Source organism: Vibrio rarus, assembly GCF_024347075.1.
GTDB classification, from domain to species: Bacteria; Pseudomonadota; Gammaproteobacteria; order Enterobacterales; family Vibrionaceae; genus Vibrio; species Vibrio rarus.
In genome coordinates, this window is the sequence record NZ_AP024901.1 from 198,942 (window position 1) to 221,032 (window position 22,091).

The 22,091-nt window shown below is 42.8% G+C and carries 19 protein-coding genes, 1 tRNA gene and 4 pseudogenes; 14 read left to right on the forward strand and 10 right to left on the reverse strand.

Annotation, left to right across the window (positions count from 1 at the left end; genetic code table 11):
* Positions 1–21: 21 nt before the first annotated feature.
* Complete coding sequence (locus tag OCU56_RS13950; RefSeq protein WP_261875337.1) at positions 22–1,509, reverse strand: aldehyde dehydrogenase; 1,488 nt, start codon at positions 1,507–1,509, stop codon at positions 22–24.
* A 15-nt stretch (positions 1,510–1,524) separates the two neighbouring features.
* On the reverse strand, positions 1,525–2,073 hold the full coding sequence (locus tag OCU56_RS13955) for a cupin domain-containing protein (protein WP_261875338.1): 549 nt from the start codon (positions 2,071–2,073) through the stop codon (positions 1,525–1,527).
* 257 nt (positions 2,074–2,330) lie between these two features.
* Between OCU56_RS13955 and OCU56_RS13960 the strand changes: the two genes are divergently transcribed.
* The 5 genes and pseudogenes from OCU56_RS13960 to dhiA all read left to right on the forward strand — a co-directional run bounded on the left by OCU56_RS13960 (position 2,331) and on the right by dhiA (position 7,111).
* Complete coding sequence (locus OCU56_RS13960) at positions 2,331–3,677, forward strand: aspartate aminotransferase family protein (protein WP_261875339.1); 1,347 nt, start codon at positions 2,331–2,333, stop codon at positions 3,675–3,677.
* Positions 3,678–3,681: 4 nt separating this feature from the next.
* The gene (locus tag OCU56_RS13965) at positions 3,682–5,178 is read left to right on the forward strand and encodes a CoA-acylating methylmalonate-semialdehyde dehydrogenase (RefSeq protein WP_261875340.1); all 1,497 of its coding nucleotides are present in this window, start codon (positions 3,682–3,684) and stop codon (positions 5,176–5,178) included.
* A 7-nt stretch (positions 5,179–5,185) separates the two neighbouring features.
* Positions 5,186–5,935: a glutamine amidotransferase-related protein gene (locus tag OCU56_RS13970; protein WP_261875341.1), complete on the forward strand. Its 750-nt coding sequence runs from the start codon at positions 5,186–5,188 to the stop codon at positions 5,933–5,935.
* A gap of 387 nt (positions 5,936–6,322) precedes the next feature.
* Positions 6,323–6,593: pseudogene (gene dhiT / locus OCU56_RS13975) on the forward strand (type II toxin-antitoxin system toxin DhiT).
* A complete protein-coding gene (gene dhiA / locus OCU56_RS13980; RefSeq protein WP_261875342.1) occupies positions 6,587–7,111 on the forward strand; it encodes a type II toxin-antitoxin system antitoxin DhiA in 525 nt (174 codons plus the stop codon). The pseudogene dhiT and the gene dhiA overlap by 7 nt, the downstream one beginning before the upstream one ends.
* Before the next feature lie 82 nt (positions 7,112–7,193).
* Here the strand turns inward: dhiA and OCU56_RS13985 are convergent.
* Positions 7,194–7,597 (reverse strand): annotated as a pseudogene (locus OCU56_RS13985) (IS110 family transposase); the annotation flags it as partial.
* Between the two features lie 155 nt (positions 7,598–7,752).
* Positions 7,753–8,235 (reverse strand): hypothetical protein, encoded by a 483-nt coding sequence (locus OCU56_RS13990; RefSeq protein ID WP_261875343.1) that lies wholly within the window; start codon positions 8,233–8,235, stop codon positions 7,753–7,755.
* A gap of 789 nt (positions 8,236–9,024) precedes the next feature.
* On the opposite strand from OCU56_RS13990, the gene OCU56_RS13995 reads away from it, so the two are divergent.
* Positions 9,025–9,798, forward strand: a complete 774-nt coding sequence (locus OCU56_RS13995; protein WP_261875344.1) for a hypothetical protein — start codon at positions 9,025–9,027, stop codon at positions 9,796–9,798.
* Positions 9,799–9,801: 3 nt separating this feature from the next.
* On the opposite strand, the pseudogene OCU56_RS14000 reads toward OCU56_RS13995, so the two are convergent.
* Positions 9,802–10,929: pseudogene (locus OCU56_RS14000) on the reverse strand (IS3 family transposase).
* A gap of 61 nt (positions 10,930–10,990) precedes the next feature.
* Here OCU56_RS14000 and OCU56_RS14005 point away from each other — a divergent pair.
* The 3 genes from OCU56_RS14005 to OCU56_RS14015 all read left to right on the forward strand — a co-directional run bounded on the left by OCU56_RS14005 (position 10,991) and on the right by OCU56_RS14015 (position 12,415).
* A complete protein-coding gene (locus OCU56_RS14005; RefSeq protein ID WP_261875345.1) occupies positions 10,991–11,485 on the forward strand; it encodes an ATP-binding protein in 495 nt (164 codons plus the stop codon).
* Positions 11,486–11,939: 454 nt separating this feature from the next.
* Positions 11,940–12,024: transfer RNA gene (locus OCU56_RS14010), tRNA-Leu, on the forward strand.
* A gap of 70 nt (positions 12,025–12,094) precedes the next feature.
* Positions 12,095–12,415: a hypothetical protein gene (locus OCU56_RS14015; RefSeq protein WP_261875346.1), complete on the forward strand. Its 321-nt coding sequence runs from the start codon at positions 12,095–12,097 to the stop codon at positions 12,413–12,415.
* Positions 12,416–12,780: 365 nt separating this feature from the next.
* Here OCU56_RS14015 and tnpC read toward each other — a convergent pair.
* From tnpC to tnpA, 3 genes and pseudogenes are all read right to left on the reverse strand, one after another.
* Positions 12,781–14,309, reverse strand: a pseudogene (gene tnpC, locus OCU56_RS14020) (IS66 family transposase).
* Positions 14,310–14,394: 85 nt separating this feature from the next.
* Positions 14,395–14,739 carry an IS66 family insertion sequence element accessory protein TnpB gene (tnpB, locus tag OCU56_RS14025; RefSeq protein WP_016785055.1) on the reverse strand — a complete coding sequence of 115 codons (345 nt, stop codon included), beginning with the start codon at positions 14,737–14,739 and terminating at the stop codon, positions 14,395–14,397.
* Entirely contained in the window at positions 14,736–15,035 is a 300-nt protein-coding gene (tnpA, locus tag OCU56_RS14030) for an IS66 family insertion sequence element accessory protein TnpA (RefSeq protein ID WP_261875347.1), read from the reverse strand. Before tnpA ends, tnpB begins: the two co-directional genes overlap by 4 nt.
* A gap of 52 nt (positions 15,036–15,087) precedes the next feature.
* Between tnpA and OCU56_RS14035 the strand changes: the two genes are divergently transcribed.
* Together OCU56_RS14035 and OCU56_RS14040 are read left to right on the forward strand one after the other, a co-directional pair.
* Positions 15,088–15,858 (forward strand): ATP-binding protein, encoded by a 771-nt coding sequence (locus OCU56_RS14035; protein ID WP_261875348.1) that lies wholly within the window; start codon positions 15,088–15,090, stop codon positions 15,856–15,858.
* 296 nt (positions 15,859–16,154) lie between these two features.
* Positions 16,155–16,490: a nitrous oxide-stimulated promoter family protein gene (locus OCU56_RS14040; RefSeq protein WP_261875618.1), complete on the forward strand. Its 336-nt coding sequence runs from the start codon at positions 16,155–16,157 to the stop codon at positions 16,488–16,490.
* Positions 16,491–16,548: 58 nt separating this feature from the next.
* Here the strand turns inward: OCU56_RS14040 and OCU56_RS14045 are convergent, their stop codons facing one another.
* Together OCU56_RS14045 and OCU56_RS14050 are read right to left on the reverse strand one after the other, a co-directional pair.
* On the reverse strand, positions 16,549–17,943 hold the full coding sequence (locus OCU56_RS14045) for a DEAD/DEAH box helicase (protein WP_261875349.1): 1,395 nt from the start codon (positions 17,941–17,943) through the stop codon (positions 16,549–16,551).
* Between the two features lie 225 nt (positions 17,944–18,168).
* Complete coding sequence (locus OCU56_RS14050; RefSeq protein WP_390904876.1) at positions 18,169–18,900, reverse strand: phosphatase PAP2 family protein; 732 nt, start codon at positions 18,898–18,900, stop codon at positions 18,169–18,171.
* A gap of 427 nt (positions 18,901–19,327) precedes the next feature.
* Between OCU56_RS14050 and OCU56_RS14055 the strand changes: the two genes are divergently transcribed.
* The 3 genes from OCU56_RS14055 (at position 19,328) to OCU56_RS14065 (ending at position 22,029) form a co-directional block, all read left to right on the forward strand.
* Positions 19,328–19,885, forward strand: coding sequence for a DUF1439 domain-containing protein (locus tag OCU56_RS14055; RefSeq protein WP_261875351.1), 558 nt, complete (start codon positions 19,328–19,330; stop codon positions 19,883–19,885).
* A 59-nt stretch (positions 19,886–19,944) separates the two neighbouring features.
* Positions 19,945–20,529 carry an acyl carrier protein phosphodiesterase gene (locus OCU56_RS14060; protein WP_261875352.1) on the forward strand — a complete coding sequence of 195 codons (585 nt, stop codon included), beginning with the start codon at positions 19,945–19,947 and terminating at the stop codon, positions 20,527–20,529.
* A gap of 228 nt (positions 20,530–20,757) precedes the next feature.
* Positions 20,758–22,029, forward strand: coding sequence for a DEAD/DEAH box helicase (locus tag OCU56_RS14065; RefSeq protein WP_261875353.1), 1,272 nt, complete (start codon positions 20,758–20,760; stop codon positions 22,027–22,029).
* Positions 22,030–22,091: the final 62 nt, after the last annotated feature.

Sequence of the window (22,091 nt, forward strand, 5' to 3'; positions counted from 1 at the left end):
GGCCTTTATGCGTATGAGAGGTTAATCCAACTCTATCCAAGTGGATTTAACTTCCGTGTATTTGTGCAAGGCATGCAATGACTTATCGCGGCCATTGCCACTTTGTTTATAGCCGCCAAAAGGCATTGTCATATCACCGCCATCCCAATTGTTAACAAAGACGGTTCCGGCCCTTAATGCGCGTGAGCACTTGATGGCGGTAGACATATCTGATGTCCAAATTCCTGCGGCCAAGCCGTACTCGCTGTCATTAGCAAGGGCGATGGCTTGTTCGATAGTATCGAAACTGGTGACACATAATACAGGGCCAAAAATTTCCTCTTTATAGATGCGCATATCGGGGGTGACATCGGTAAATAAGGCCGGTTGAATAAAGAAACCATCGGTGTGACTCATTACCTTGTTGCCACCAAAGGCCAATGTCGCGCCTTCTGACTGACCAATGCTAATGTAGTTTAATACGCGTTCGTACTGAGTGGCATCCACCATAGCGCCAACGCGGGTGTCGCTGTGCAATGGGTCGGCGGGTTGCCAGTTAGCCATGCTTTCTTTAAGTAGTTCAATAAATTGTTCTTTAATGGAAGAGTGAACCAGCAAGCGAGAGCCTGCGGTACACACTTCACCTTGGTTGTAGCAAATGGCAGAGGCGGCTGTTGCGGCGGCTTTTTGTATGTCTTTGACATCATGATGAACAATATGCGGGCTTTTTCCTCCGCACTCCATGAATGCCCGTTTTAGGTTGGATTCACCGGCGAAACTCAGTAATTTTTTACCTACAGCGGTAGATCCGGTAAAGGTAATGCAGTCCACATCGTTGTGCAAAGCAAGGGCTTGCCCCGCTTCATGGCCAAACCCAGGAAGCACTTGAAATACTCCATTGGGGATACCGGCCTGTTGCGCTAAATCGGCCAATAAAATGGCAGTCAGAGGGGATTTTTCAGACGGTTTGACTATCACAGAGTTGCCAGTCGCAAGCGCTGGGCCAATTTTCCATGCCGCCATAACGGTAGGAAAATTCCAAGGCACAATGGCGGCCACCACCCCTAAAGATTCTCGTGTCACTAACGCCAACGCCCCTTCGGTCACAGGAGCCACTTCGTCGTAGACCTTATCAATGGCTTCCGCATTCCATTGAATGCATCGAGCCGTGGCGGGAGCATCATAGCCCATGGCATCGGAGATGGGTTTACCCATATCTAAAGACTCCAGCAAGGCAAATTCTTCCTTGTGATCATCAATGAGTTTGGCGTAATTAAGCAGAATTGTTTTGCGATCTGCGGGGGCTAAACCGCTCCAAACACGGCTTTCAAAGGCATTACGTGCTGCCGTGACAGCAAGGTTAACATCCGCCTCATCACAACGAGCAACATGGGCTAAGTGTTGCCCTGTAGCGGGGTTAATGATGTCAAAGGTATCGCCAGAAACGGAGTTCACAAAATGTCCGTTAATGAATGCTTGAGTACGAAAACTCAGAGCGGCGGCTTTATCATGCCAAGTCATAGTATCCATAAATGTCCTTTTTTCTTAAAAACTGGCGGGTGAATTTGCGCTGACGATAACGCAATTGCATTGGGTGGTATTTCTAAATCGATGGGCGCGCTGACTATCAAAGTAGTAACTGTCTCCCTTACCAAGAGTGACGACCTCATTATCAACGGTAAGCTCGATCTCTCCTTCTACGATAACACCGCACTCTTGTCCTTCATGATTTAACATTTCTTCTCCGGTATCTGCGCCGGGGGCGAGTGTTTCTCTTAACATGCCAATGTGCCGACCTTCATGGTAATGGCCAATTTGGCGATAACTGATCTGTCCGGTTCCGATTTCGGGTTGCTCGCTTTTGCGGGTAAAAAATTGCTCAGGTCTGGGTTCATCGATGGCAAAAAATGCGGCCATAGAAGAGGGGATTTTGCTGAGTAACTTGCTCAGTGAGGCCACCGAGGGGCTGACTGCATTACTTTCTATTTGCGAGATAAAACCGTTGGTAACACCCGCTCTTTTGGCCAGTTCACGTTGCGATAAACCCGCTTGCTCTCTTAAGGCTTTAAAGCGCGATCCTATATGCGTATCCATGGGGTCCATCTCCAACACAACACTGCCCATTCTATTGTGTAAACATTTGGTTAATAAACTAAACACAATCCTAGCTCACTAAACGTAAAAAACCAGTAAGTGTTTATAATTTAATCATTGAAGTGGCAAATAAAACGTCCTATAGTCATTTTTGTTCATTATTTAATAACATTGCGTTTACATTTGAAGTTTTAAATGTCTATGGGTGTTTAGTAAAAGAGACGATGTTAATTCAACATGCTTAGTTGGAGCGTACGATGCAAGGGATAAACAAGCAAGATAGCAGTAGTTCAGCAAATATGGATGCGTTTTGGATGCCGTTTACCGCCAATTCACAGTTTAAGTCTGCCCCTAGAATGTTAGTGTCTGCGGAGGGGATGTACTACACATCTGAAGATAAACGACAGATCCTTGATGGTACGGCTGGGCTGTGGTGCTGTAATGCGGGTCATGGTCGTCGGGAAATTAGTGAGGCCGTGGCCAAGCAAATTCATCACCTTGATTTTGCACCAACCTTCCAAATGGGCCATCCCGTACCTTTCCAGTTTGCTGAAGCGCTAGCGGAAATTGCGCCTTCTGGTCTGTCTAAAGTTTTTTTTACTAACTCTGGCTCGGAATCAGTGGATAGTGCATTAAAAATTGCATTGGCGTATCAGAGGTGCATAGGACAAGGTACTCGTACTCGTCTTATTGGCCGCGAACGTGGTTACCATGGTGTGGGGTTTGGGGGGATTTCGGTTGGGGGTATCGTGAATAACCGTAAGGCATTTGGCAGTTTGTTAACTGGCGTAGATCACCTGCCACATACCTTAAGTATAGAGAACAGCGCCTTTAGTAAAGGCTTACCTGATTACGATCCTGGCTGGGCTGAAAGCCTCAACAATATTGTGACCTTGCATGATGCCAGCAATATTGCTGCGGTTATCGTAGAGCCTATTGCCGGATCAACAGGGGTTATTATTCCCCCTAAAGGCTATCTAAAACGTCTTAGAGAAATTTGCACCCAACACGGAATTTTACTGATCTTTGATGAGGTGATTACTGGCTTTGGTCGCATTGGTAGCCCTTTTGCGGCGCAAGAATTTGAGGTGAAGCCCGATATGATCACCTCCGCTAAAGGCTTGACCAATGGCGCGATACCTATGGGGGCGGTATTTGTCAGTGATGAGATTTATCAGGCAATGGTTGCCCCAGACAGTCAAGCTATAGAGCTGTTTCACGGTTATACCTATTCTGGGCATCCCGTGGCAGCGGCGGCAGGATTAGCCACGTTAAATATCTATAGAAATGAAAATTTATACAGCCGAGCCTCAGATCTTTCCCACTACTGGGAGCAAGCGGTACACAGCTTAAAAGGTCTGCCGTATGTAAAAGATCTGCGTAACTACGGTTTGATTGCGGGTATTGAACTGGAAGGGATCGCAGGGAAACCGGGCTCGAGAGCGTTTCAAGTGTTCACTCAGTGCTTTGAGAAAGGGGCGCTCATTCGGGTGACGGGGGACATTATTGCCCTTTCACCGCCACTGATTATCGAAAAACACCATATCGACGATTTATTTACTCTGCTTGCAGACGTTTTACAAAATATTGATTACAAGGAATAAGACTATGTCAGTTTTGGTATCTAACTTTATTAACGGTCAAATCGTGGCCAGCAACAGTGGACGCTCGGCTGACCTGTTCAACCCCGCCAATGGCGAACATAGAGGGCAGGTGCAGTTGTCCAGTGCCGAAGAGGCGTTGCGCGCGGTAGAGGTGGCCAAACAGGCACAATTGGCATGGCAAAATACGCCACCATTACAACGAGCGCGAGTGATGTTTCGCTTTAAAGCCTTGCTTGAAGAAAAGGCCGATGAACTGGCCACCTTAATTTCCATAGAACACGGTAAAGTGCACAGTGATGCATTGGGCGAACTGACCCGTGGCTTAGAAGTGGTGGAGTTTGCTTGTGGGATCCCTCATCTGTTGAAAGGGGAACACTCTTTGAATGTTGGACGAGAGATTGACAGTTACTCCCTAATGCAACCGGTGGGGGTCTGTGTCGGCATTACGCCATTTAACTTCCCTGTGATGGTGCCTCTGTGGATGATCCCTGTCGCTTTGGCCTGTGGTAACAGCTTTATTTTAAAACCGTCGGAGAAAGACCCGAGTGTCTCTTTGGCTCTGGCGGATCTCTTACAGCAAGCCGGTTTACCTGATGGGGTGTTTAACGTCATACAAGGTGATAAAGAAGTGGTGGATGCACTTTTAGAGGCACCAGATGTCGTTGCCGTGAGTTTTGTCGGTTCTACGCCAATTGCGCAGGCGATTTACAGCAAAGGCAGTGCTAATGGTAAACGAGTACAGGCTCTTGGGGGCGCAAAAAATCACTTGGTGGTGATGCCCGATGCGGATCTTGAAGGGGCGACTAATGCACTTATGGGCGCAGCTTACGGGGCTGCAGGTGAACGCTGTATGGCCATCTCAGTGGCGGTCGCTGTTGGCGATGAAACCGCTGACCGCTTGATTGAGTCTTTGCAAAGAAAAGTAAAGGGGTTACGTGTTGGTCCAGGGCTTGGGGTGTCTCCTGAAAATGAAATGGGGCCACTGGTGAGTGAAGTTCACATGAATAAAGTGAAACAATATATTCAAAGCGGTGTGGAGCAAGGGGCAACGTTGGTTGTTGATGGACGAGAGGCGCATGCCAGTGGGCCGGGGTACTTTGTTGGAGGAACACTGTTTGACAATGTCACCTCTGATATGACCATTTATCAAGAGGAAATTTTTGGTCCGGTATTGTGCGTTGTGCGCGCCAAAGATTATCAACAGGCGCTGCAATTAATTAATGACCATGAATTTGGCAACGGCACAGCCATCTATACTCGTGATGGGGATACCGCCCGTGATTTCTCGGAAAAAGTTGAAATTGGTATGGTAGGGGTCAATGTTCCAATTCCCGTACCGATGGCATTCCACAGTTTTGGTGGTTGGAAGCGTTCTATCTTTGGCCCGCTAAATGTACATGGCAATGATGGCGTGCGTTTCTATACTCGTATGAAGACGGTCACCGCTCGCTGGCCAAAAGGGCAACGAGAAAGTGAATTTGTGATGCCAACAATGAAGTAGGTGAAAAATGAAGATAGGGATATTAACGTGCGGTCATGTTGATGCGCCATTGTCTGATGGTTATGGGCAGTACGCTGACATGATTGAAGGGACGCTTTTTGAGGTCAACAATGGATTCACGTTTCACAACTATGACGCCACCTTAGGAGAATTACCTGATCTGGACGAATGTCATGGGTTTATTATCACAGGCAGCGTCAATAATGCGTACGATAATCATCCTTGGATTTTGCAGCTTATGCAGTGGATCGTAAGCTGTGAAGTTCGTCGGCGTCCGCTTGTTGGCATATGCTTTGGCCATCAATTAATTGCGCGCGCTTTAGGGGGTATGGTGCAAAAGTCTGATAAAGGCTGGGGTTTGGGCAGCTATGAGGTGCAAATTACGGCTCAAAAAAGATGGATGAACCTATCTGTTGAACGCGTGCGACTGCTGGTGAGTCATCAAGATCAGGTGACCACAGTGCCAAAGGGCGTTAAAGTGATCGCCAGTAATGATTTCTGCCCTAACTTTATGTTGGCAAAAGATAATCATATATTGACGGTGCAGGGGCATCCTGAGTTTGCAGTGGATTTTACAAGCAAATTAGTGGAGAAACGTAAGCACTTAATTACGCCTTTGCACTATCAACAGGCTTTTATCGATCTGGCCACGCCACAAGACTCTGCATTGATATTACATTGGATAGACAGTTTCTTTGTTATGGCCCAAGACAATACCGATATTGAGCGAAGTAGCAGTCAAATCGAAATATCATAAACCACTCATGGGTTAAAAAAGGCAAGCCACATGCTAGGTATTGCGGTTTGGCGGTGCTGAAATTCAAAGGAACCCTTATAAAGGTTCCTTTTTTCATTTTACTAACACTCTCAATCACTTGTTTAATCGAAAGGTAGGCGAGGGTATCCATATTCGTACAGCGTCAATGGTAACATCTCATAACTAACAAGCATCGTGACATAACAAATTGCTAAAGAGTAACGGCTAACCGTTGGTATTTTCAGTTTGGTCGGGTTTAGTGATTACGGTGGCTTTGCTTAGGTTTCGTGGTAGTTAACTGCACCTTAGCAAGACGTTACATTCTGAAATTGTCTCTTTTGAGATACAGCGCTATAGTTTAACCAGATTTGATAATTAGAGTCTGCTATGCCAGAGATAGATGCATTGCTTGGGCTTTCATTTTTCTGTATTTTTTCGACAACAAGCAGCATAAATTGCCTCATATTCATGTCAAATATGGTAGCTATGAGCTAATCATAGCCATTGAAACAGGTGAGTGCTTAGAGGGTTATTTACCAAATAAGCAACGAAAACGAGCAGAAGCTCACATTGAAAGTAATCGAGTTAAATTTATGGCAATGTGGAAACAAGCCGTTGCTGGTATTAATCCGGGTAAATTATAGGTGACGTATGTTGAAAGTAATTGATGTTGATTTGGTAGCTGATTTTACACTTGAGCTTACTTTTAGTGACGGTTATACCGGTGAAGCAAATTTAGTCGAGTATTTCCAAAAAGAAGCATTTAGTCACGTGACTCATTTTCAAAAATTTGCATTAACGGCTGACGGCTCTCTTGATTGGAGTGGTGCTGAATTATCAGCTGCAACGTTAAAAGAAATTACAGTTGGTAGCTATACTGAATCTAATTTAACGCCTTTTGACGTTAAAGAAATGGAAATGGTAATCAAGCAGGCTTCATGGGATTCAATGCAAGAAGGTCGAGCTGACATTTTGCAAGCGGCCATTCGTTCTTATGTTGAACAATTTGGTCACAGTGTTGTAATTGAGCGTGCAGGAATTAAAAGTAGAACCAGTGCTTATCGTTCATTAAAACCTGAAACGACACCAAGTTTTGGTACTTTGGTTCAATTAGGTCATGCCGTAATTGAGTTGGCTAAAGATAGAGTATCTTCTCATTCTATGAGTCGTATGTAACAAATGCATCAACACGATTTACTACACTCGGCATCTTAGGTTGTCGGGTGTTTCTCGTTTCTCTGGCTCCAGAAAAATCTCAAATGGCTTCCTCTTCAGATTCAGGAACATAAATCGGAGTAAACTCTTCTGCCTTAAAAAGCTTGGCAAGTTCTGCTGCATCTCGTTTGTCGATTTAACATGGTCACCTGGTTTTTTAGGTATGAGTGATGGGACGATGGCATAACAACAATGTCCCAAACTCGTTAGCAATCGATAGGACCAATAACCGCACGGCCCAGGTTTATAAATGAAATGGAGCGTGGCTTTTTGATATTTAGACTGCAATTGTTTGTAATTAAATTGATAAAAGTTATTAACGCGGATTTATTTGACTTTATCCGCCCTAGATCTTGAGGGTTAGCCCCTCGATAGTCTTGTAAAATAGCGACTTGGATAAAAGACTTGTATATCTAAGTCAGTGAAAATTATGTTATTGTTATTCATATTAGTCTCCAGCTTAGTTGTTTGAACACACTAATTATGGCACTGGCTTTTAGCTAACCTACACAATTGGAGGCTAGCACCTCGTGGGGGCATTATGTCTATGTATAATATCCGACTAAGGAGAAAGTTGGAATAAGCTCTCTCCTTGCAGTGAACTACTTACAAGCGTCAATAACTTTTTGAATTGCTGCTGTAGAGCCTTTTAGAGAAAATTTTGCTTTAGACGTATCGTAGTCGTAGCTAGTAAGTTGAACCAAAACTGTTGATTTCCCGTTCATTAGCCCCTTGATAAACTGAGAATCCATATCGTTAATATAGACGAAACGCTTTGATGTTGCTTTCATAGTCATTTGAACTGGAGTATCTTTATCAACGCGGTATTTAACGTTTTTATTAATTGCTTTGTCGCCAATATATTTTCCTGTGCTAACTTTGAGCTCAAAGCTTTTTCCTGGGTAGCACCCCATAGTAATGAATCCGCCCTTAATCCCTGTTTCAGAATAAACAGTGGCAAAAGTTTTAGTTGCATCAGTAAAATCATCTACTACTTGCTCAGAACTCCATGAGTTTATATTTGCAAATGCACTAGAAGACAATAGAAGCAAACTAGAAATTAAAAAATTAGAAAGGTTTCGCATGTTATTCCTTGGTTTTATTGTATGACGTTTCATATGTATTTTATTTATATCGTAGTTAATGTCAATATTGTTCGTATAAAATTTTCTCTAGGGATAGAGTTGTTTAGAAATATACATAACAAAGTGTTTAAGACGGATTCCCAACGCTCGGCATTTTTGGTTTGCTTCAATTTAAGTGATTACGGAACAATACTTTATGTGTAGTGGTATGCGTTGCTTACCACTTAACGAAGCGTTATATTTACGGAGGAATAATATGCACAATATTAAAATAATTATTACTTTCTTATTTTTCCATCATACAGTTGGGCAAGTAAAACAATATGTAAACTTGAAGAAAAAATTGGTGCTATTAAAACTATTGCTTGGGATACGGAAACTCGAAATGCTACTATCAAAGATAGCGCAGGAATAGACTGTCACGGGCTACTCACATATTCAAAAAACATTACACATGAAACAGGTAACAATGTTAATATTTATATTTTTCATGGAAAGCCATTATATGGTGCTGATGCTGGAGAGTTTATAGTTTTCCCTGTATCTGATTTTTATAGGGTAATTGGTACTACTTACATAATTAGAAATGGCAAACAATATTTAAATGCAACTAACGGCAATTACACTGCACCGTGTTTAAGTATGTAAACATAACAAGTCACTCAAAAGGACCAATAACAGTTGGTTTTTGCTCCTAGGTCGCATATTTTAACCAACTATTATTTGCCTCTTAGTGAGGCGTTAAGTTTCATTGGTGACTCATCAGCAACTCATAACCTAAGGATGATAATGAGCAGGACGGCAGAAAGTACAATAAAAGGTTTTTTGTATCAATTCCAAAAAACAATAAAATCTATCCTTGAATCTTCGTATGACGATACCGTTACAGTGGAGGGAATTGTTGAGGATGTGGATGTTGTTCATCTAGATGGGAGCACCACGGCTATACAATGTAAATATCATGAATCAGTAGAAGCTTTTTCTGCCAGCCTTATTTATAAACCAATGCTTCAAATGGCAGAAAACTATGCCGTAAACCCTACTGAAGATATAAGTTATAAGCTTTTCCTACATGTGCAAAATCAAGGTATTAGTTCTAGGAGTGTAACAGAAAATGAGCTTGACGCAGCACTGGGATCTGCTAATGCAAAGCTACAACCAATAATTAATAGAATACCCACTGCTTTCAATAAAGCAGATTTTTTAACAAAATTGACACTTGAATTTGGTGAGTCCATTGATGACTTATCGCTTAGTATTAAAAGATTATTATCAGAGATAGAAATTAATAATTCAGATGTTGATAATATTTTATATCCAAATTCAATAAATCATATTGCGAGACTTTCATGTGGTGATACACCTGAATCTAGGCAGATAAATAGATTGGATTTTGAGCGCTTCTTATCTACTTCAAATAGTACTGCGATTTCAAAATGGACACTGGCGCTAAATACAAAAAAACAACTTTTAACGTCTAAGAGAAAACAACTTTCTCAATATTTGTCACAAAACTCCCGAGAGAGGTGTTTTTATCTATCCAAAGATCAGCTTGTTGTGTAGTGGTCAAGTAAAACTGGCCACAGTTTTATAAGATTGCCAATAGAGTCGTTCCGACTCATTTGGCGTGAGACCACCATTGTACTGATGTGGCCTGATTTGGCTGTAATATCTAATGATGTAGCCAATAATGCTGTTCCAGGCCTCTGTTAAATTCCGATATCCACAGGCTGGCACCCATTCTGTTTTTAGGCTTCTGAAGAAGCGCTCCATAGGGCTGTTATCCCAACAGTTTCCTCTGCGCGACAAGCTTTGTTTTATTTGAAAACGCCATAAGGTCTGACGGAACTTACGGCTAGTGTAATGCGTGCCCTGATCGCTATGGAACATCACTCCTCTAGGCTTACCACGGCTTTCATAAGCCATTTTCAAAGCTTTGCTTGTCAACTGACTATCGGGCGAAAAAGACATAGCCCAACCAATTGGTTTACGAGCAAACAAGTCCAGCACAACGGCTAGATAAGCCCAGCGATTCCCTGTCCAGACGTAGGTCACATCTCCAACCCATACCTGATTTGGAGACGTAACGGCAAACTGTCGGTCAAGGTGATTCGGGATCTCCACATGCTCGAGCGGCTGTTTCTTATATTTATGCTTCGGTAGCTGCCGACTAACTAACCCAAGCTTTTTCATAACCTTAGTTGCGCGATAGCGGCTCAAATTAACGCCAGCATTAGTTACTATGCCCGCAATCGTTCGAGCTCCTGCAGAGCCATTGCTGGCACTATAAGCTTCTTGCACAAGCGCTCGAGTTTGAACCTCTAATGTAGGGATAGCTTTTGGTCGTCGCTTCCAATGCTTGTAACTACTTCGATGAATGTCGAAGACGTGACATAGCGTAGTAATGCTGTAGCTCTGTTTGAGTCGCTCGATTATCGAGAATTTTTCAGTGAGTCCGACATCAACAGAGCTGTAGCCTTTTTTATGATTTCATTGTGCTCTTCAAGCTCTGCGATCCGTTTTTTTAGCTCACGGATTTCAATTTGTTCTGGCGTTAACGGTGAGGCTTTGGGCGTAATGCCTTTCCGCTCTTGCTTGAGCTGCCTCATAAACTGAGTACCCTTGGTCAACAACTAGCTGCGCTGCTTCAAGTTTGAATTCTGGGCTGAAAGTTCTTCTTGTACGTTTTGTCATAGTTCCACCTGTTGTGTACGAGGTGCATCTTAACACCTCTAATCAGGTGGCCAAATTCACTATGCCACTACAAATAGATTCCTTGGAAGTTTTTGAATCAAATAAGTCTGAACTGCAAGTAGGGAAATACATAAAAATTGAAGATGGAAATCACAATTTTGCAATAGCGATTGTCAAAAATATAGCAGGAAAAAATGATGATGATAGTTGGGTGTTTACAATTGATGCGACTCCGATAGGCGCATTAATTGCGAATGAAAGTGGTTATGACTTTAAAAAAGGAACCCCTGTTTTACCTGTCCCTACAGAACCCGTATATATTATGGATTCTTCGACCTTAGATAACCTTTTTTCAAATGATGGTGCTTTTAATTTTAATATAGGTACTCTTACCAATAATGTGACTGTTAAGTTCAATCTACATGGCAACCGTTTCTTTAGTAAGCATATTGGGATTGTAGGCTCTACTGGATCTGGAAAGTCTTGTGCTGTTTCTAGAATTCTACCAAATGTTGTTGGTATAACTCCAGATGGTTATACATTACATTGTCACTAAACTAAAAATAAAAAGTGGAATGGGCATGAGCACTGTGTTTGAAACGAAGGAATAACTCAAGGCTGAATGTACATTTAACTTTTATATGCTGTAATGTGTTAGCTTCAAGGTAGAGGGAAGATAGTTAGTTAGGCTTACTTCGTACCTATCTACTTCATTTAATGTTCTCCTTTATGGCTGCAGATCTGAATTGAGTTTGAAAAGTAAATTCTTGTACATGGGTGTGTTGTGTGGGCAATTAGCAGTATAGTGATTGCAAGTAGATCTAATTTTATCCCACTATTTTTAATGTACCAATTGATTGTGTAGTATTTAATCTAAGAAAGTCTAAGCGAAGCTGACGCTTTCAAAAGTACTTGCATATATCAGTGGTTTGAAATAAAGTACCGAAAAGACAACAAGTTAAGATGACTTCTCTTTGATTTGAAAAGTTGTATAGAGTTGTATAAATAATGCAGGTGTGGTGGAATCGGTAGACACGTTGGATTCAAAATCCAATATCGAAAGATGTGTGGGTTCAAGTCCCACCACCTGTACCAAGTTTAGAAAGAACCGTCTTTATTGACGGTTTTTTTGTATCTTTTTTTTGAAAATATTAAGGAATTATATATGAAAGTTTTAAGCGTTAATGCTTTTATGAGAGATTTCGGTAATGCAATTCGTCCACAGATGAATATGTCTATATATAGAGATAATTTTAAATGTGTTTGTGGTCAGTCGCATTGGTTTGATGAGAGTATTGAATTGCTTGCTGAGGGGAGCATGAAAGTAATGGTTAAGTGTCCGAATGATCCTCGATATGTAACGAGTCTGAAGATAAAAACGTTTATGATTTTTAAGTTTAAGGGATTTGAAAGTCTGGCAGGAGCTTGTGCTCAAAATAGCGATGAGCAAGAAATGTTGGACGTATTAAAATTTGCATTGAGGTAAAATATGGGTATTGTTTTTTTTGTAGTCATTGTTTTCTTTGTCTGGTTATTTGCGAGTAAAAAAAGTCGTAGAAATTCGGCAATTGAAAAGCGTGTTGGGAGAATGATCTATGGGAGTGTTGAAAGTGCAACCTTCGAAGATATATATTATGAATCTGCTCAATCTTACGCAAAATCAAAAGGAGCAACATCTTATAACACCAATAATATAGCAACAAATATACAAATTAATCAAAAAATGTATTTTGTTATGTTTCATAGGACGCATAAAGGGGGGGTGTCGATAAGTATTAAGTATTGATAATCAAAGTTATTGCATTTTATATATTTCACATTATCGTAAGCGTCTAATTAAGCAGTGAGGCCTTATTCGGCCTCATCGATTTCCATGTTCCAAGGCATAAGATCGGTGAGATCGTCTTGAAGGGATCGCGTTGGTAGCATTTTGAACAAGTGCGCGAAGTAGTAATACGCGTTGATATTATTCGCCCGACACGTCATCACTAAGCTATACAAGTTGGCACTCGCTGTAGCACCCTCAACCGAGGTTGAGAACATCCAGTTTTTCCGGCCCGTTGTAAACGGGCGGATATCTCGCTCAGTCACATTGTTATCAATGCTGATGCCGCCATCTTCTAGATAGGTGAGCAACTTCGGCCATTGGTTGACCGTGTAATTGATGGCGCCACCAAGCTGACTTTTCGGCAGCACTTTTTCTTGGCTTTCCAGCAACCACTCGTGGAACTTGTCTAATATAGGTTTTGATTTTTGCTGGCGTAACCGCTGCCTTTCGATAGCACTTAAGCCTTTGGCTTCTTGCTCAATACCATAAAGCTTGGCGATGAAGTTGATGGCCTTTTCTACTCGGCCTGATTTCTTCTTCGGCTGGGCTTTTTGTGCATCAGTAAATTTGCGCCTCACATGCGCTAAACAACCAGCTTGGCTTACATTATCGAGACCGTTGTATGCTTGGTAACCATCCGTTAGCAGGTAGCCAGAGTAATTTCCTAAGAAGTCTTTAACACATTGCCCTGCGCGACTTGGTTGATAGTCGTAAATGACCACAGGCTGTTTGACGAACTCGCCGCTACGATAGACACACATGTAAGATTACTCTGAGCACTTCGGTCTTGCTCTCGTAAAACCTGGACGGTGGTTTCATCGGCACAGATGAGCTTCTCATTCAGTAAATGGGCTTTCATCGCTTCAACAATGACATTTACCTTATTACCCAGTTGCACACACCAGTTGGCAAGTGTCCCACGGCTTACGTCGATATCAGAACGTTTTAAAATGTCGACCTGGCGATAAAGCGGCAGCGCATCAACATATTTTGCGGTTACGACAGCGGCGAAGGCTTCAGGACTACCCATGCTTTTCGGGATCATATTGGCAGGTCGAGGTGCGGTGATAATTTTACTGCTGGTTTGTGTTTTTTCACACTGACGGCAAGCATATTTCGTGCGTTCATGGCGCACAACGCTGACTTTCTGAGGAATGATTTTTAGCTCTTCCGAGACTTCCGTGCCGCATTCATGCAGTGGTTCATTACAGCATTCACAGTAAGGGGCATTGAGTGTGTGTGGATGTACTTCTCGCTCTAGCTCGGCTGGTAGTGGTTTTCGGCCTTTCTTATGATGCTTAGGGGCAGGTTTTGGTAATGCATTCTGCTGCTCGGCTTCGTTGAACGTGCCTTTGGGCTCTTTTTCGCTTTTGGCTGAGAAGCGTTTGGATTTACTCAAGTTAAGCTGCTCAAGGAGCAACTGCATTTTGTTTTCTAACTCAACGACTTCCTCAGCTTGAGTGTCGACTGTTTTTTTGAGTACATTGTTCTCCTCCTGAAGCTTAAGCAGCATCGCTTTGAGTTGTTCTACATCATCAGGAAGGTCGGTCATGGTAAGGGCTCGTTATCTGTCATTCCACTTAGTCTGACAGCGAAAAAGGATCGTTCAAGCCCAATTGGGGGATCAGTATTCTAGCTCACACTTCTCTGCCATAAAGAGGTTGATGAGCCTTGGGATTTTCAAGATTTAGCCCAGATAATAGCCAGTTAAGTTGTTGAGTTGAAATATGGATATGGCCCACAGCTGTAGGTTTGGGCCACTTAAAGCGGCCTTTTTCTAGTCGGCGATAGTAGAGCCAGAACCCGTTGGTGTCCCAAAAGAGAATTTTGATTTTATCTCGGCCACGATTACAAAAGATGAACCATGCGCTGCTCAATGGATCCATTTCTAGCACATCCGCGACAATAAGAGACAGGCCATCAATCGACTTTCTCATATCGGTGATACCAGAGACGAGATAGACCGCGCCACTTGGGATCATTGCAGCGCCTTAAGCCAAGTTTGAATTTGTGCCAGTGGTAATGAGGTTGGCAGTTCCGCTCTAAGTCCATTAGGTAGATGTACAACAACCGCCTCCGAACCTAAAGCTAGACGATCATTCATTACCACTTGATGGGCAACCTGCTCATCATCAGTTTGTTTGAGTTTCTTCAACCAATAATGAAAAGTAGCGTAATTGATGTCGTGCTCTTTGCAAAACTGCGGAACAGAAAGTCCGCTTTCTTGCTGATTAGAGACAATGGCCGTCCAGTGTTGGTGTTTTTCAGATTGAGTCATAGTTCCTCGGTTTGTTTAGGAAACTATGACAAAGGCTTTCTGGAATTAGAACGTGTGGTTAATTGCGCGCTTACTTATATCTAGGTTAGAAACTAGGCTTTCAGACGATAGGCTAAGGTTTCTTTTAAAACCAACCAAACCTGATGGTGAGAGGTTTTGTACTAATGATTTTAATTTATTATTACAGCAATTTATTGGGTATTACAATAAGTCCAACGTAACAATTTTTGACCTGAGCGGAGTACCATTTGAGGTTTTAAGTGTAACAGTTAGTTTGTTGTCTAGAATAATTTTTGATTTCTCTTTTCATAATTCAAAGCTTAAACATGCTGAAGGTGAAGAAAATGAGGTCCCAATTCTTTTAGTTTGCGAAGAAGCACATAATTACGTTCCAGCATCAGATTCTGCAATGTATAAGGCTTCAAGAAAGTCTATTGAGAGAATAGCAAAGGAAGGTAGAAAATATGGACTAAGCCTAATGGTTGTAAGTCAAAGACCATCTGAAGTTTCTCCAACAATATTTTCTCAATGCAGTAATTTCATAGCATTACGTTTAACAAATAAAGCAGATCAAAACTATATTAAGGGGCTTTTACCTGAAAATACTAGCTCAGCTTCAGAAATGCTTCCTAGTTTAGGTCAAGGTGAAGCGCTTGTAGTTGGTGATGCATCAATAATGCCTAGCCTAGTACAATTACCTAGACCTATACCTGAGCCCAAGTCTGCCAGTGTAGATGTTCACACGGCTTGGAACGAAAACTGGAATGAGCCAAATTTTGTCAACGTCATAAAGCGCTGGCGTAAAGAAAGTTCTGAGGATTGAAACATAACAAACAAGGGACACTTTATCTGGCTGTTGAACAAGCCAATCGTGTAGTTGTCTTCTATTGGTAAATTGCTCTTTGGTGCGTCGCTTGAAATGAACCTCATCGACTTTCTTTTTGTATATTTACTTCTTTGCATAGGTTAATTGCAGAATCTCATCAATTGCTGTCACTTTAGGTCACAGGTCATTTATACTCATAAAATGATCAATTGCAGTGAGAATGGATAGTGAAGCCGTCATCGGGTGAGATTTTAAGGGGCGAATTGCTCTTAGAGCACAACACTGTGCATGCCATGATTGTGATTTATTGTGCTAAGCACCATAAAAAAACACGGCAACAGCATCATAGCTTGTGCGCTGAGTGTATGGCGTTGAGTGAGTATGCAAAAGTGAAGTTAGATCGTTGTGTGTTTGGTCAAAATAAACCTACTTGCAATACATGCCCTGTGCATTGTTATCGTCCTGAACCAAAAGAGCAAATGCGACAAGTGATGCGTTTTTCCGGGCCGAGAATGTTATTAAAGCACCCCATATTGGCTATTAGACATTTAAGGCATGAAAAAAGAGCGGTCCCTGAAGTGCCAAAACAAAATGTTTCGAATCGGCACCTAAGAAAACGCTCTAAGTAACGGGATCATTACAAACTGGCGCAGAGGCTATAACGCTACAGCGTCATAGCGCTGGGTGTTATCGCTGATGATTAGCCGGTTTGTTGCCGCTAGAATGGCTGTTGCGTTGCGGACGGCGTCTTGGTTTTGGCGCTGCACCATCACGAGAATCATTGCCTTGAGCCGAAGAGCGCTTACTAAATTGGCGTTGGTTTTTGCTTGCAGGTTTTTTCCCTTGGCCATTGTTGGCTGAACGTTGTCCATCTTGATGGTCAACTTTTGCTTTCTTTGGCTTTTTAGCTTTGATTGGACGAGTATTGAGTTTTGACTCGGGAATGTCGTTAACGGGTTTAAAGCCTTCCATTTCATGGCGCTCTAATACTTTGCCAATCAGTCGCTCAATGGCAAATAACTCTTTGGTTTCATCGGCGCATACTAAAGAATAGGCTTTCCCTGTTTCCCCAGCACGACCCGTGCGGCCAATGCGGTGCACATAATCTTCAGAGACATTAGGTAAATCAAAGTTAACCACTTGAGGCAGTTGCGGGATATCTAAACCGCGCGCGGCAATATCAGTGGCAACCAGCACACGAATCTCACCAGACTTAAACTCGGCTAACGCTTTTGTTCTTGCCCCTTGACTCTTGTTACCATGAATAGGTGAGGCTGAAATCTGTTGCGCTTCAAGGAATTTAGCTAGGCGGTTAGCCCCGTGTTTTGTGCGGCTAAACACCAAAACTTGCTGCCAATTACCTTGTTTAATCAAGTTGGCAAGAATGGCCGGTTTTTGTTTTTTATCAGCCACATAAATACTTTGCTCAACCAGTGCGGTGGTGGAGTTAGGTGGATTAACGGAGACTTCTACAGGGTTATTGACTAAGCCTCTGGCCAAATCACGGATTTCAGCGGAGAAGGTGGCTGAAAACAGCAAATTTTGACGTTGTTTGGGTAGCACATTTAAAATGCGTTTAATGTCGCGAAAGAAGCCCATGTCTAACATGCGATCGGCTTCATCTAATACCAACACTTCCAGTTGTGAAAATTTCACCGCATTTTGGCTATGTAAATCTAACAATCGGCCAGGAGTGGCCACCAACACATCACAGCCTGGACGCAGTTTTTGCATTTGCGGGTTAATTTTAACCCCACCAAATACCACAGTAGACGTGATATCTAAATGGGCACTGTATTGAACAATGCTTTCATGAACTTGCGCTGCAAGCTCACGAGTTGGGGTGAGGATTAACGCACGAACGTGATTGGCTTTTGGTTTTGAACCTGAACTTAATCTTTCTAGCAACGGTAAGCTAAAGCCACCGGTTTTCCCTGTCCCTGTTTGCGCCGCAGCCATGACGTCTTTGCCTTCAATGATAGCTGGGATGGCTTTTTCTTGAATCGGCGACGCTTTTGTATAACCGAGATCGGAAATAGCGCGAAGAATAGGGGCAGATAGACCAAGGGAGTCAAAACTCATAGATGTTCTCGATGTGAAGTGGTGGAGGCGGATTTGCCTGCAAATAACAAACTAGTAGGAGCGTAGTTGAATAATATAGAAAACGCTCACCTTCTTGGGAAGGAGCGCTATTTTGCGTCCTTTCCGGCCATACATCAATAAGAATCTACATTTGAAGGCGAGGTCGTGTTTGTTTTTTGGGTTTTAGGGCAACCCTAGAGGCTGCCCTGATGAATTGCGACGGGGTTATAGGCGATGGGTTTGTGTGCGGTGAGAGGCATTCGCAGAGGGAATACATAGTGCAATGATCGCAACAACAATGGCCGAGCCCAGCAGATCTTCTGGTCTATGCATGCCTAACCAAAGGCGACTATAAGCGACCCCAAATCCCCAAAGCAGTAATATCGTCAAGGCGCAATATTGTTTGCGTTTGCAAAATAGGCCGCCAAAGAAAAACAGGCATAGGGCAACAAATACGGTATGACCCGATGGGAAAGAGTAATCAGTTTCACCTTGCCAGTGTATGGTGCGCCAATGAGAAACGTGTTCAGATGCTTGCTCTATGAGTGAGTTCTGTGCCGTTTCAGTTAAGGTATAAAATGCACTCGGAGACTCAACTAAATGCAGTTCTGTCAGTGCTTGAGTATAAGGGCGAGGGCTTTGTGTGACCTCTTTAAGCAAGGTTTTAGCGGCAAAAGAAAGTACTAAGAGCACGCCTAATTGTACCATTAACAAAAACCACTGTTTTTTGCTGGTGGTTTTTAGCGTGGTAAAAAGCACCAAAATAGATAATGTGATTAAAAAGCCTTTGGAGCCGGCAGAATAAGTCAGATACGTTAGCGTACCTCCGATAAAATCTGAGGTATGGCTTAATAAATCGATATGGGGCATAAAGGTTGTTAGTACAGCGACAACAATTAGAAAGCCACATAAGATAAAAAGCCCACAAATATTGTTTTTCCAGAACTGTAATTGCATCTTAGCGAGAACTCTTGGTTAGATTTTGGCGTATTGTAGCGTGCAGATAACAGGGCTCGTAAAACTGAAACTAAAATTTCGTTTAATGGCTTATAAAATCTGCCGTTAGGGCGTGTGTCTTTGCATCTTTAGTTGTTACCAACGACCTTCGAGTGATAGCGATATTCAAAATGTTAGCTATAAAAGGCAGTGGATTGGGCATTTTATCGATTTTGTCTTTCCTTTTCTATGTTACTGTTCGCCTTATTATCCCAGAAGGCGTGCTGTTGGTGCGTATTAATGCGTAAAATGCGGATAATTTCCCGAGGCGGTGACGGGTTAACGCCTGTCATCATTGTGCATTATTGACAGCCTGTGGCATGGGTACTTAGCTGTAATAGGGAAGGGTTACATTGTCAGTTGTGAAAAATAATCAGAAAGTAGAGTCATGAACAAAAAATTTGGACAAAGAGTGGGTATCGCTGTGCTGCTATCCTTATTAAGCGGTTGTACAGTGTATCGTATTTCAGAGCAAGATATGACTCAGTATGTGCATAAAAATGTTGGGTTTTCTCATTCTGTTGGCATGAAACACGTCATGTATGCACACCTATCAGTAGACGACTTAAAGGTTAAAATTGGCCGTGTAGACGCTGAGCGAATTTCTATTTATGCCGCCACGCAAGCTAAGGTACAAGTGTTAGATTCAGCAGCGCAAACCCTTCATTTACAATTAGAATTTAGTGCGATCCCTGAATATGAGCCCATGCGAGGTGAAGTCTTTTTAAAGAAAATTCGCTTAGAAACCTTCACTCATGAAGGCACTCGTATTGATCCTGACATTGAGCGCCTCATCAAACCTGCCGTTGCTATGATAGGTTACGGTTTATCAGACCGCCCCGTGTATCAGTTGGACAGCAATGCTCTGCAACAGGCGCTAATAAAATCGGCTCAACCTGATTTGCGGATAAAAGATCATAAATTGGTAATTGAACTGTTTGATTGAATCTCTCATGTTGCAGTACATAATTCAGTGAATGGGGATAAAAAAGAGGCGAGCAAAATATGAACTTTTTAGCGCATTTACACTTAGCCGAGGTCAGTAACAGCGACTTATTAGGCAATTTGCTCGGTGATTTTGTACGGGGCAACCCTGACGGGCAGTACGCTACAAAGGTGACAGAAGGGATTCGTCTACACCGTTTTGTGGATAGTTTTACCGATTCTCATCCAGCGATAATGAATATCAAACCTCTGTTTGGCGCTCATCGCCGTTTCTCGCCCATAGCTCTAGATGTGTTTTGGGATCATTGTCTTATTCAGCACTGGGATAGGTTTCATCAGGACTCCTTGCTAAACTTTTGTGCTAAAGCCAAACAAGCCACCCATCCTAAGCACATAACCATTGAATTGCCTGCTCGCTATCAGCAGGTGATAGGTTCAATGTGGGATAGGCAGTGGATCGCTTCATATAAAGAGTTGGACAATATCGGTTTTGCTTTAGATAAAATGTCTCAGCGCACCCCAAGAATGGGGCCATTATCGGGCTGCTTTGCGACACTAGAAAAACATTACCTTGAATTGAATCAAGTCTTTATTGAGTTCTATCCAGATGTGATAGAGGCTGTAACTCAAGCCAAATTGAAGTAAACTCACGCCATTAATCGCGTTTAGCGCAAAAGAAGACCCATTTTAGTCATAGACTGGCGACAGTTCACATTGGCATACCGGCATCATTGTGGGAAGACAGCCATTGTATGTCGTTCATTGTGACGCTATGTCAACGGCGCTCTCTCACTAACCGTTATGGCCATTGTCTCTGCGGTATTTGCAATCACTTTTATACAGCCATTTTTACAGGACAGACACGGAAACCCTATGCCTTCATCACAATTTACTGAGCTTGGCCTTGAAGCTACGCTGGTGGAACAGCTTAACTCTCTTAACATTGTTATACCGACGCCAGTGCAATCGGAAGCGATTGGACCTGTGCTTGATGGTCGCGACGTATTGGCAGCCGCGCAAACAGGGACTGGTAAGACGGCCGCATTTGGCCTACCTATCATTCAAAAGTTGATGGTTGATGTGAGCGAGCATAACACTCAAGCGCCCTGTAAGGTTAAGGCGTTAGTTTTAGTGCCTACCCGAGAATTAGCCCAACAAGTGTTTGATGCGATTAGCCAATACGCGGCCCCTACAGCATTAAAAGTCGTGGTGGCTTATGGTGGTACCAGTTTTGGGGTACAGGCGAAAAACCTCAATAAAGGGTGCGATATTTTGATTGCGACCCCAGGGCGTTTATTAGATCACTTATTTAATAAGAACTTGACGCTACAGCATACGCAATTCTTAGTGCTTGATGAAGCTGACCGTATGCTTGATATGGGCTTTATGCCCGATATTAAACGCATTATGCAAAAGGTGAACCCAGAACGACAAACCTTGTTTTTCTCTGCCACCTTTAAAACCAATGTGAAAAATCTCGCCTATAAAATCTTAAATAATCCAGTGGAGGTGTCGGTCAGTCCGGCTAACTCCACCGCAGACAGTGTCTCGCAGATCGTCTACCCGGTGGATAAAAAGCGCAAAGGGGAATTGCTCTCTTATCTCATCGGTTCACGAAACTGGCAACAAGTGCTGGTGTTCACTCGCACTAAAGAGGGGGCTGAGGTGGTTGCAAAAGAGTTGAAGTTAGATGGCATTCAAGCAGCGTCCATTCATGGTGATAAAAGCCAAGGGGCAAGACAGCGCGCATTAGATGATTTTAAAATCGGTAAAGTCAGAGCTTTAGTGGCAACAGATGTCGCAGCCAGAGGCATTGATGTGAAAGAACTGCAACACGTCATCAACTTTGATATGCCCTATAAAGCTGAAGATTATGTGCACCGCATTGGCCGCAGTGGACGCGCCGGAAATAAAGGTAATGCCGTATCGTTAATGAGCCACAACGAAGTGTATTTATTGGAAGCCATTGAGCGTTTACTGGATCAAAAACTGCCACAACAATGGTTAGAAGGCTTTGAGCCGAGCCCAGAGTCGGAGGTCATCGAAGAAAATGGTGGTCACCGTCGCAGTCGCAGTGCAGAAAAACGCAAAATGAAAGCCAAGCTAGGAGTACACAAAAATAGAGGCAAAAATCGCCGTCGTTAGATGTTTTACTTGCGCCATTTGCAGTCAAATCGTAGCTAGGATTAAAGGTAAATATTTAACGA

Bases quoted from the DNA above. Each gene is read 5' to 3' on its own strand.
- OCU56_RS13950 (WP_261875337.1), bottom strand. From the start codon at position 1,509: ATGGATACTATGACTTGGCATGATAAAGCCGCCGCTCTGAGTTTTCGT.
- OCU56_RS13955 (WP_261875338.1), bottom strand. From the start codon at position 2,073: ATGGATACGCATATAGGATCGCGCTTTAAAGCCTTAAGAGAGCAAGCG.
- OCU56_RS13960 (WP_261875339.1), top strand. From the start codon at position 2,331: ATGCAAGGGATAAACAAGCAAGATAGCAGTAGTTCAGCAAATATGGAT.
- OCU56_RS13965 (WP_261875340.1), top strand. From the start codon at position 3,682: ATGTCAGTTTTGGTATCTAACTTTATTAACGGTCAAATCGTGGCCAGC.
- OCU56_RS13970 (WP_261875341.1), top strand. From the start codon at position 5,186: ATGAAGATAGGGATATTAACGTGCGGTCATGTTGATGCGCCATTGTCT.
- dhiA (WP_261875342.1), top strand. From the start codon at position 6,587: ATGTTGAAAGTAATTGATGTTGATTTGGTAGCTGATTTTACACTTGAG.
- OCU56_RS13990 (WP_261875343.1), bottom strand. From the start codon at position 8,235: ATGCGAAACCTTTCTAATTTTTTAATTTCTAGTTTGCTTCTATTGTCT.
- OCU56_RS13995 (WP_261875344.1), top strand. From the start codon at position 9,025: ATGAGCAGGACGGCAGAAAGTACAATAAAAGGTTTTTTGTATCAATTC.
- OCU56_RS14005 (WP_261875345.1), top strand. From the start codon at position 10,991: ATGCCACTACAAATAGATTCCTTGGAAGTTTTTGAATCAAATAAGTCT.
- OCU56_RS14015 (WP_261875346.1), top strand. From the start codon at position 12,095: ATGAAAGTTTTAAGCGTTAATGCTTTTATGAGAGATTTCGGTAATGCA.
- tnpB (WP_016785055.1), bottom strand. From the start codon at position 14,739: ATGATCCCAAGTGGCGCGGTCTATCTCGTCTCTGGTATCACCGATATG.
- tnpA (WP_261875347.1), bottom strand. From the start codon at position 15,035: ATGACTCAATCTGAAAAACACCAACACTGGACGGCCATTGTCTCTAAT.
- OCU56_RS14040 (WP_261875618.1), top strand. From the start codon at position 16,155: ATGATTGTGATTTATTGTGCTAAGCACCATAAAAAAACACGGCAACAG.
- OCU56_RS14045 (WP_261875349.1), bottom strand. From the start codon at position 17,943: ATGAGTTTTGACTCCCTTGGTCTATCTGCCCCTATTCTTCGCGCTATT.
- OCU56_RS14050 (WP_390904876.1), bottom strand. From the start codon at position 18,900: ATGCAATTACAGTTCTGGAAAAACAATATTTGTGGGCTTTTTATCTTA.
- OCU56_RS14055 (WP_261875351.1), top strand. From the start codon at position 19,328: ATGAACAAAAAATTTGGACAAAGAGTGGGTATCGCTGTGCTGCTATCC.
- OCU56_RS14060 (WP_261875352.1), top strand. From the start codon at position 19,945: ATGAACTTTTTAGCGCATTTACACTTAGCCGAGGTCAGTAACAGCGAC.
- OCU56_RS14065 (WP_261875353.1), top strand. From the start codon at position 20,758: ATGCCTTCATCACAATTTACTGAGCTTGGCCTTGAAGCTACGCTGGTG.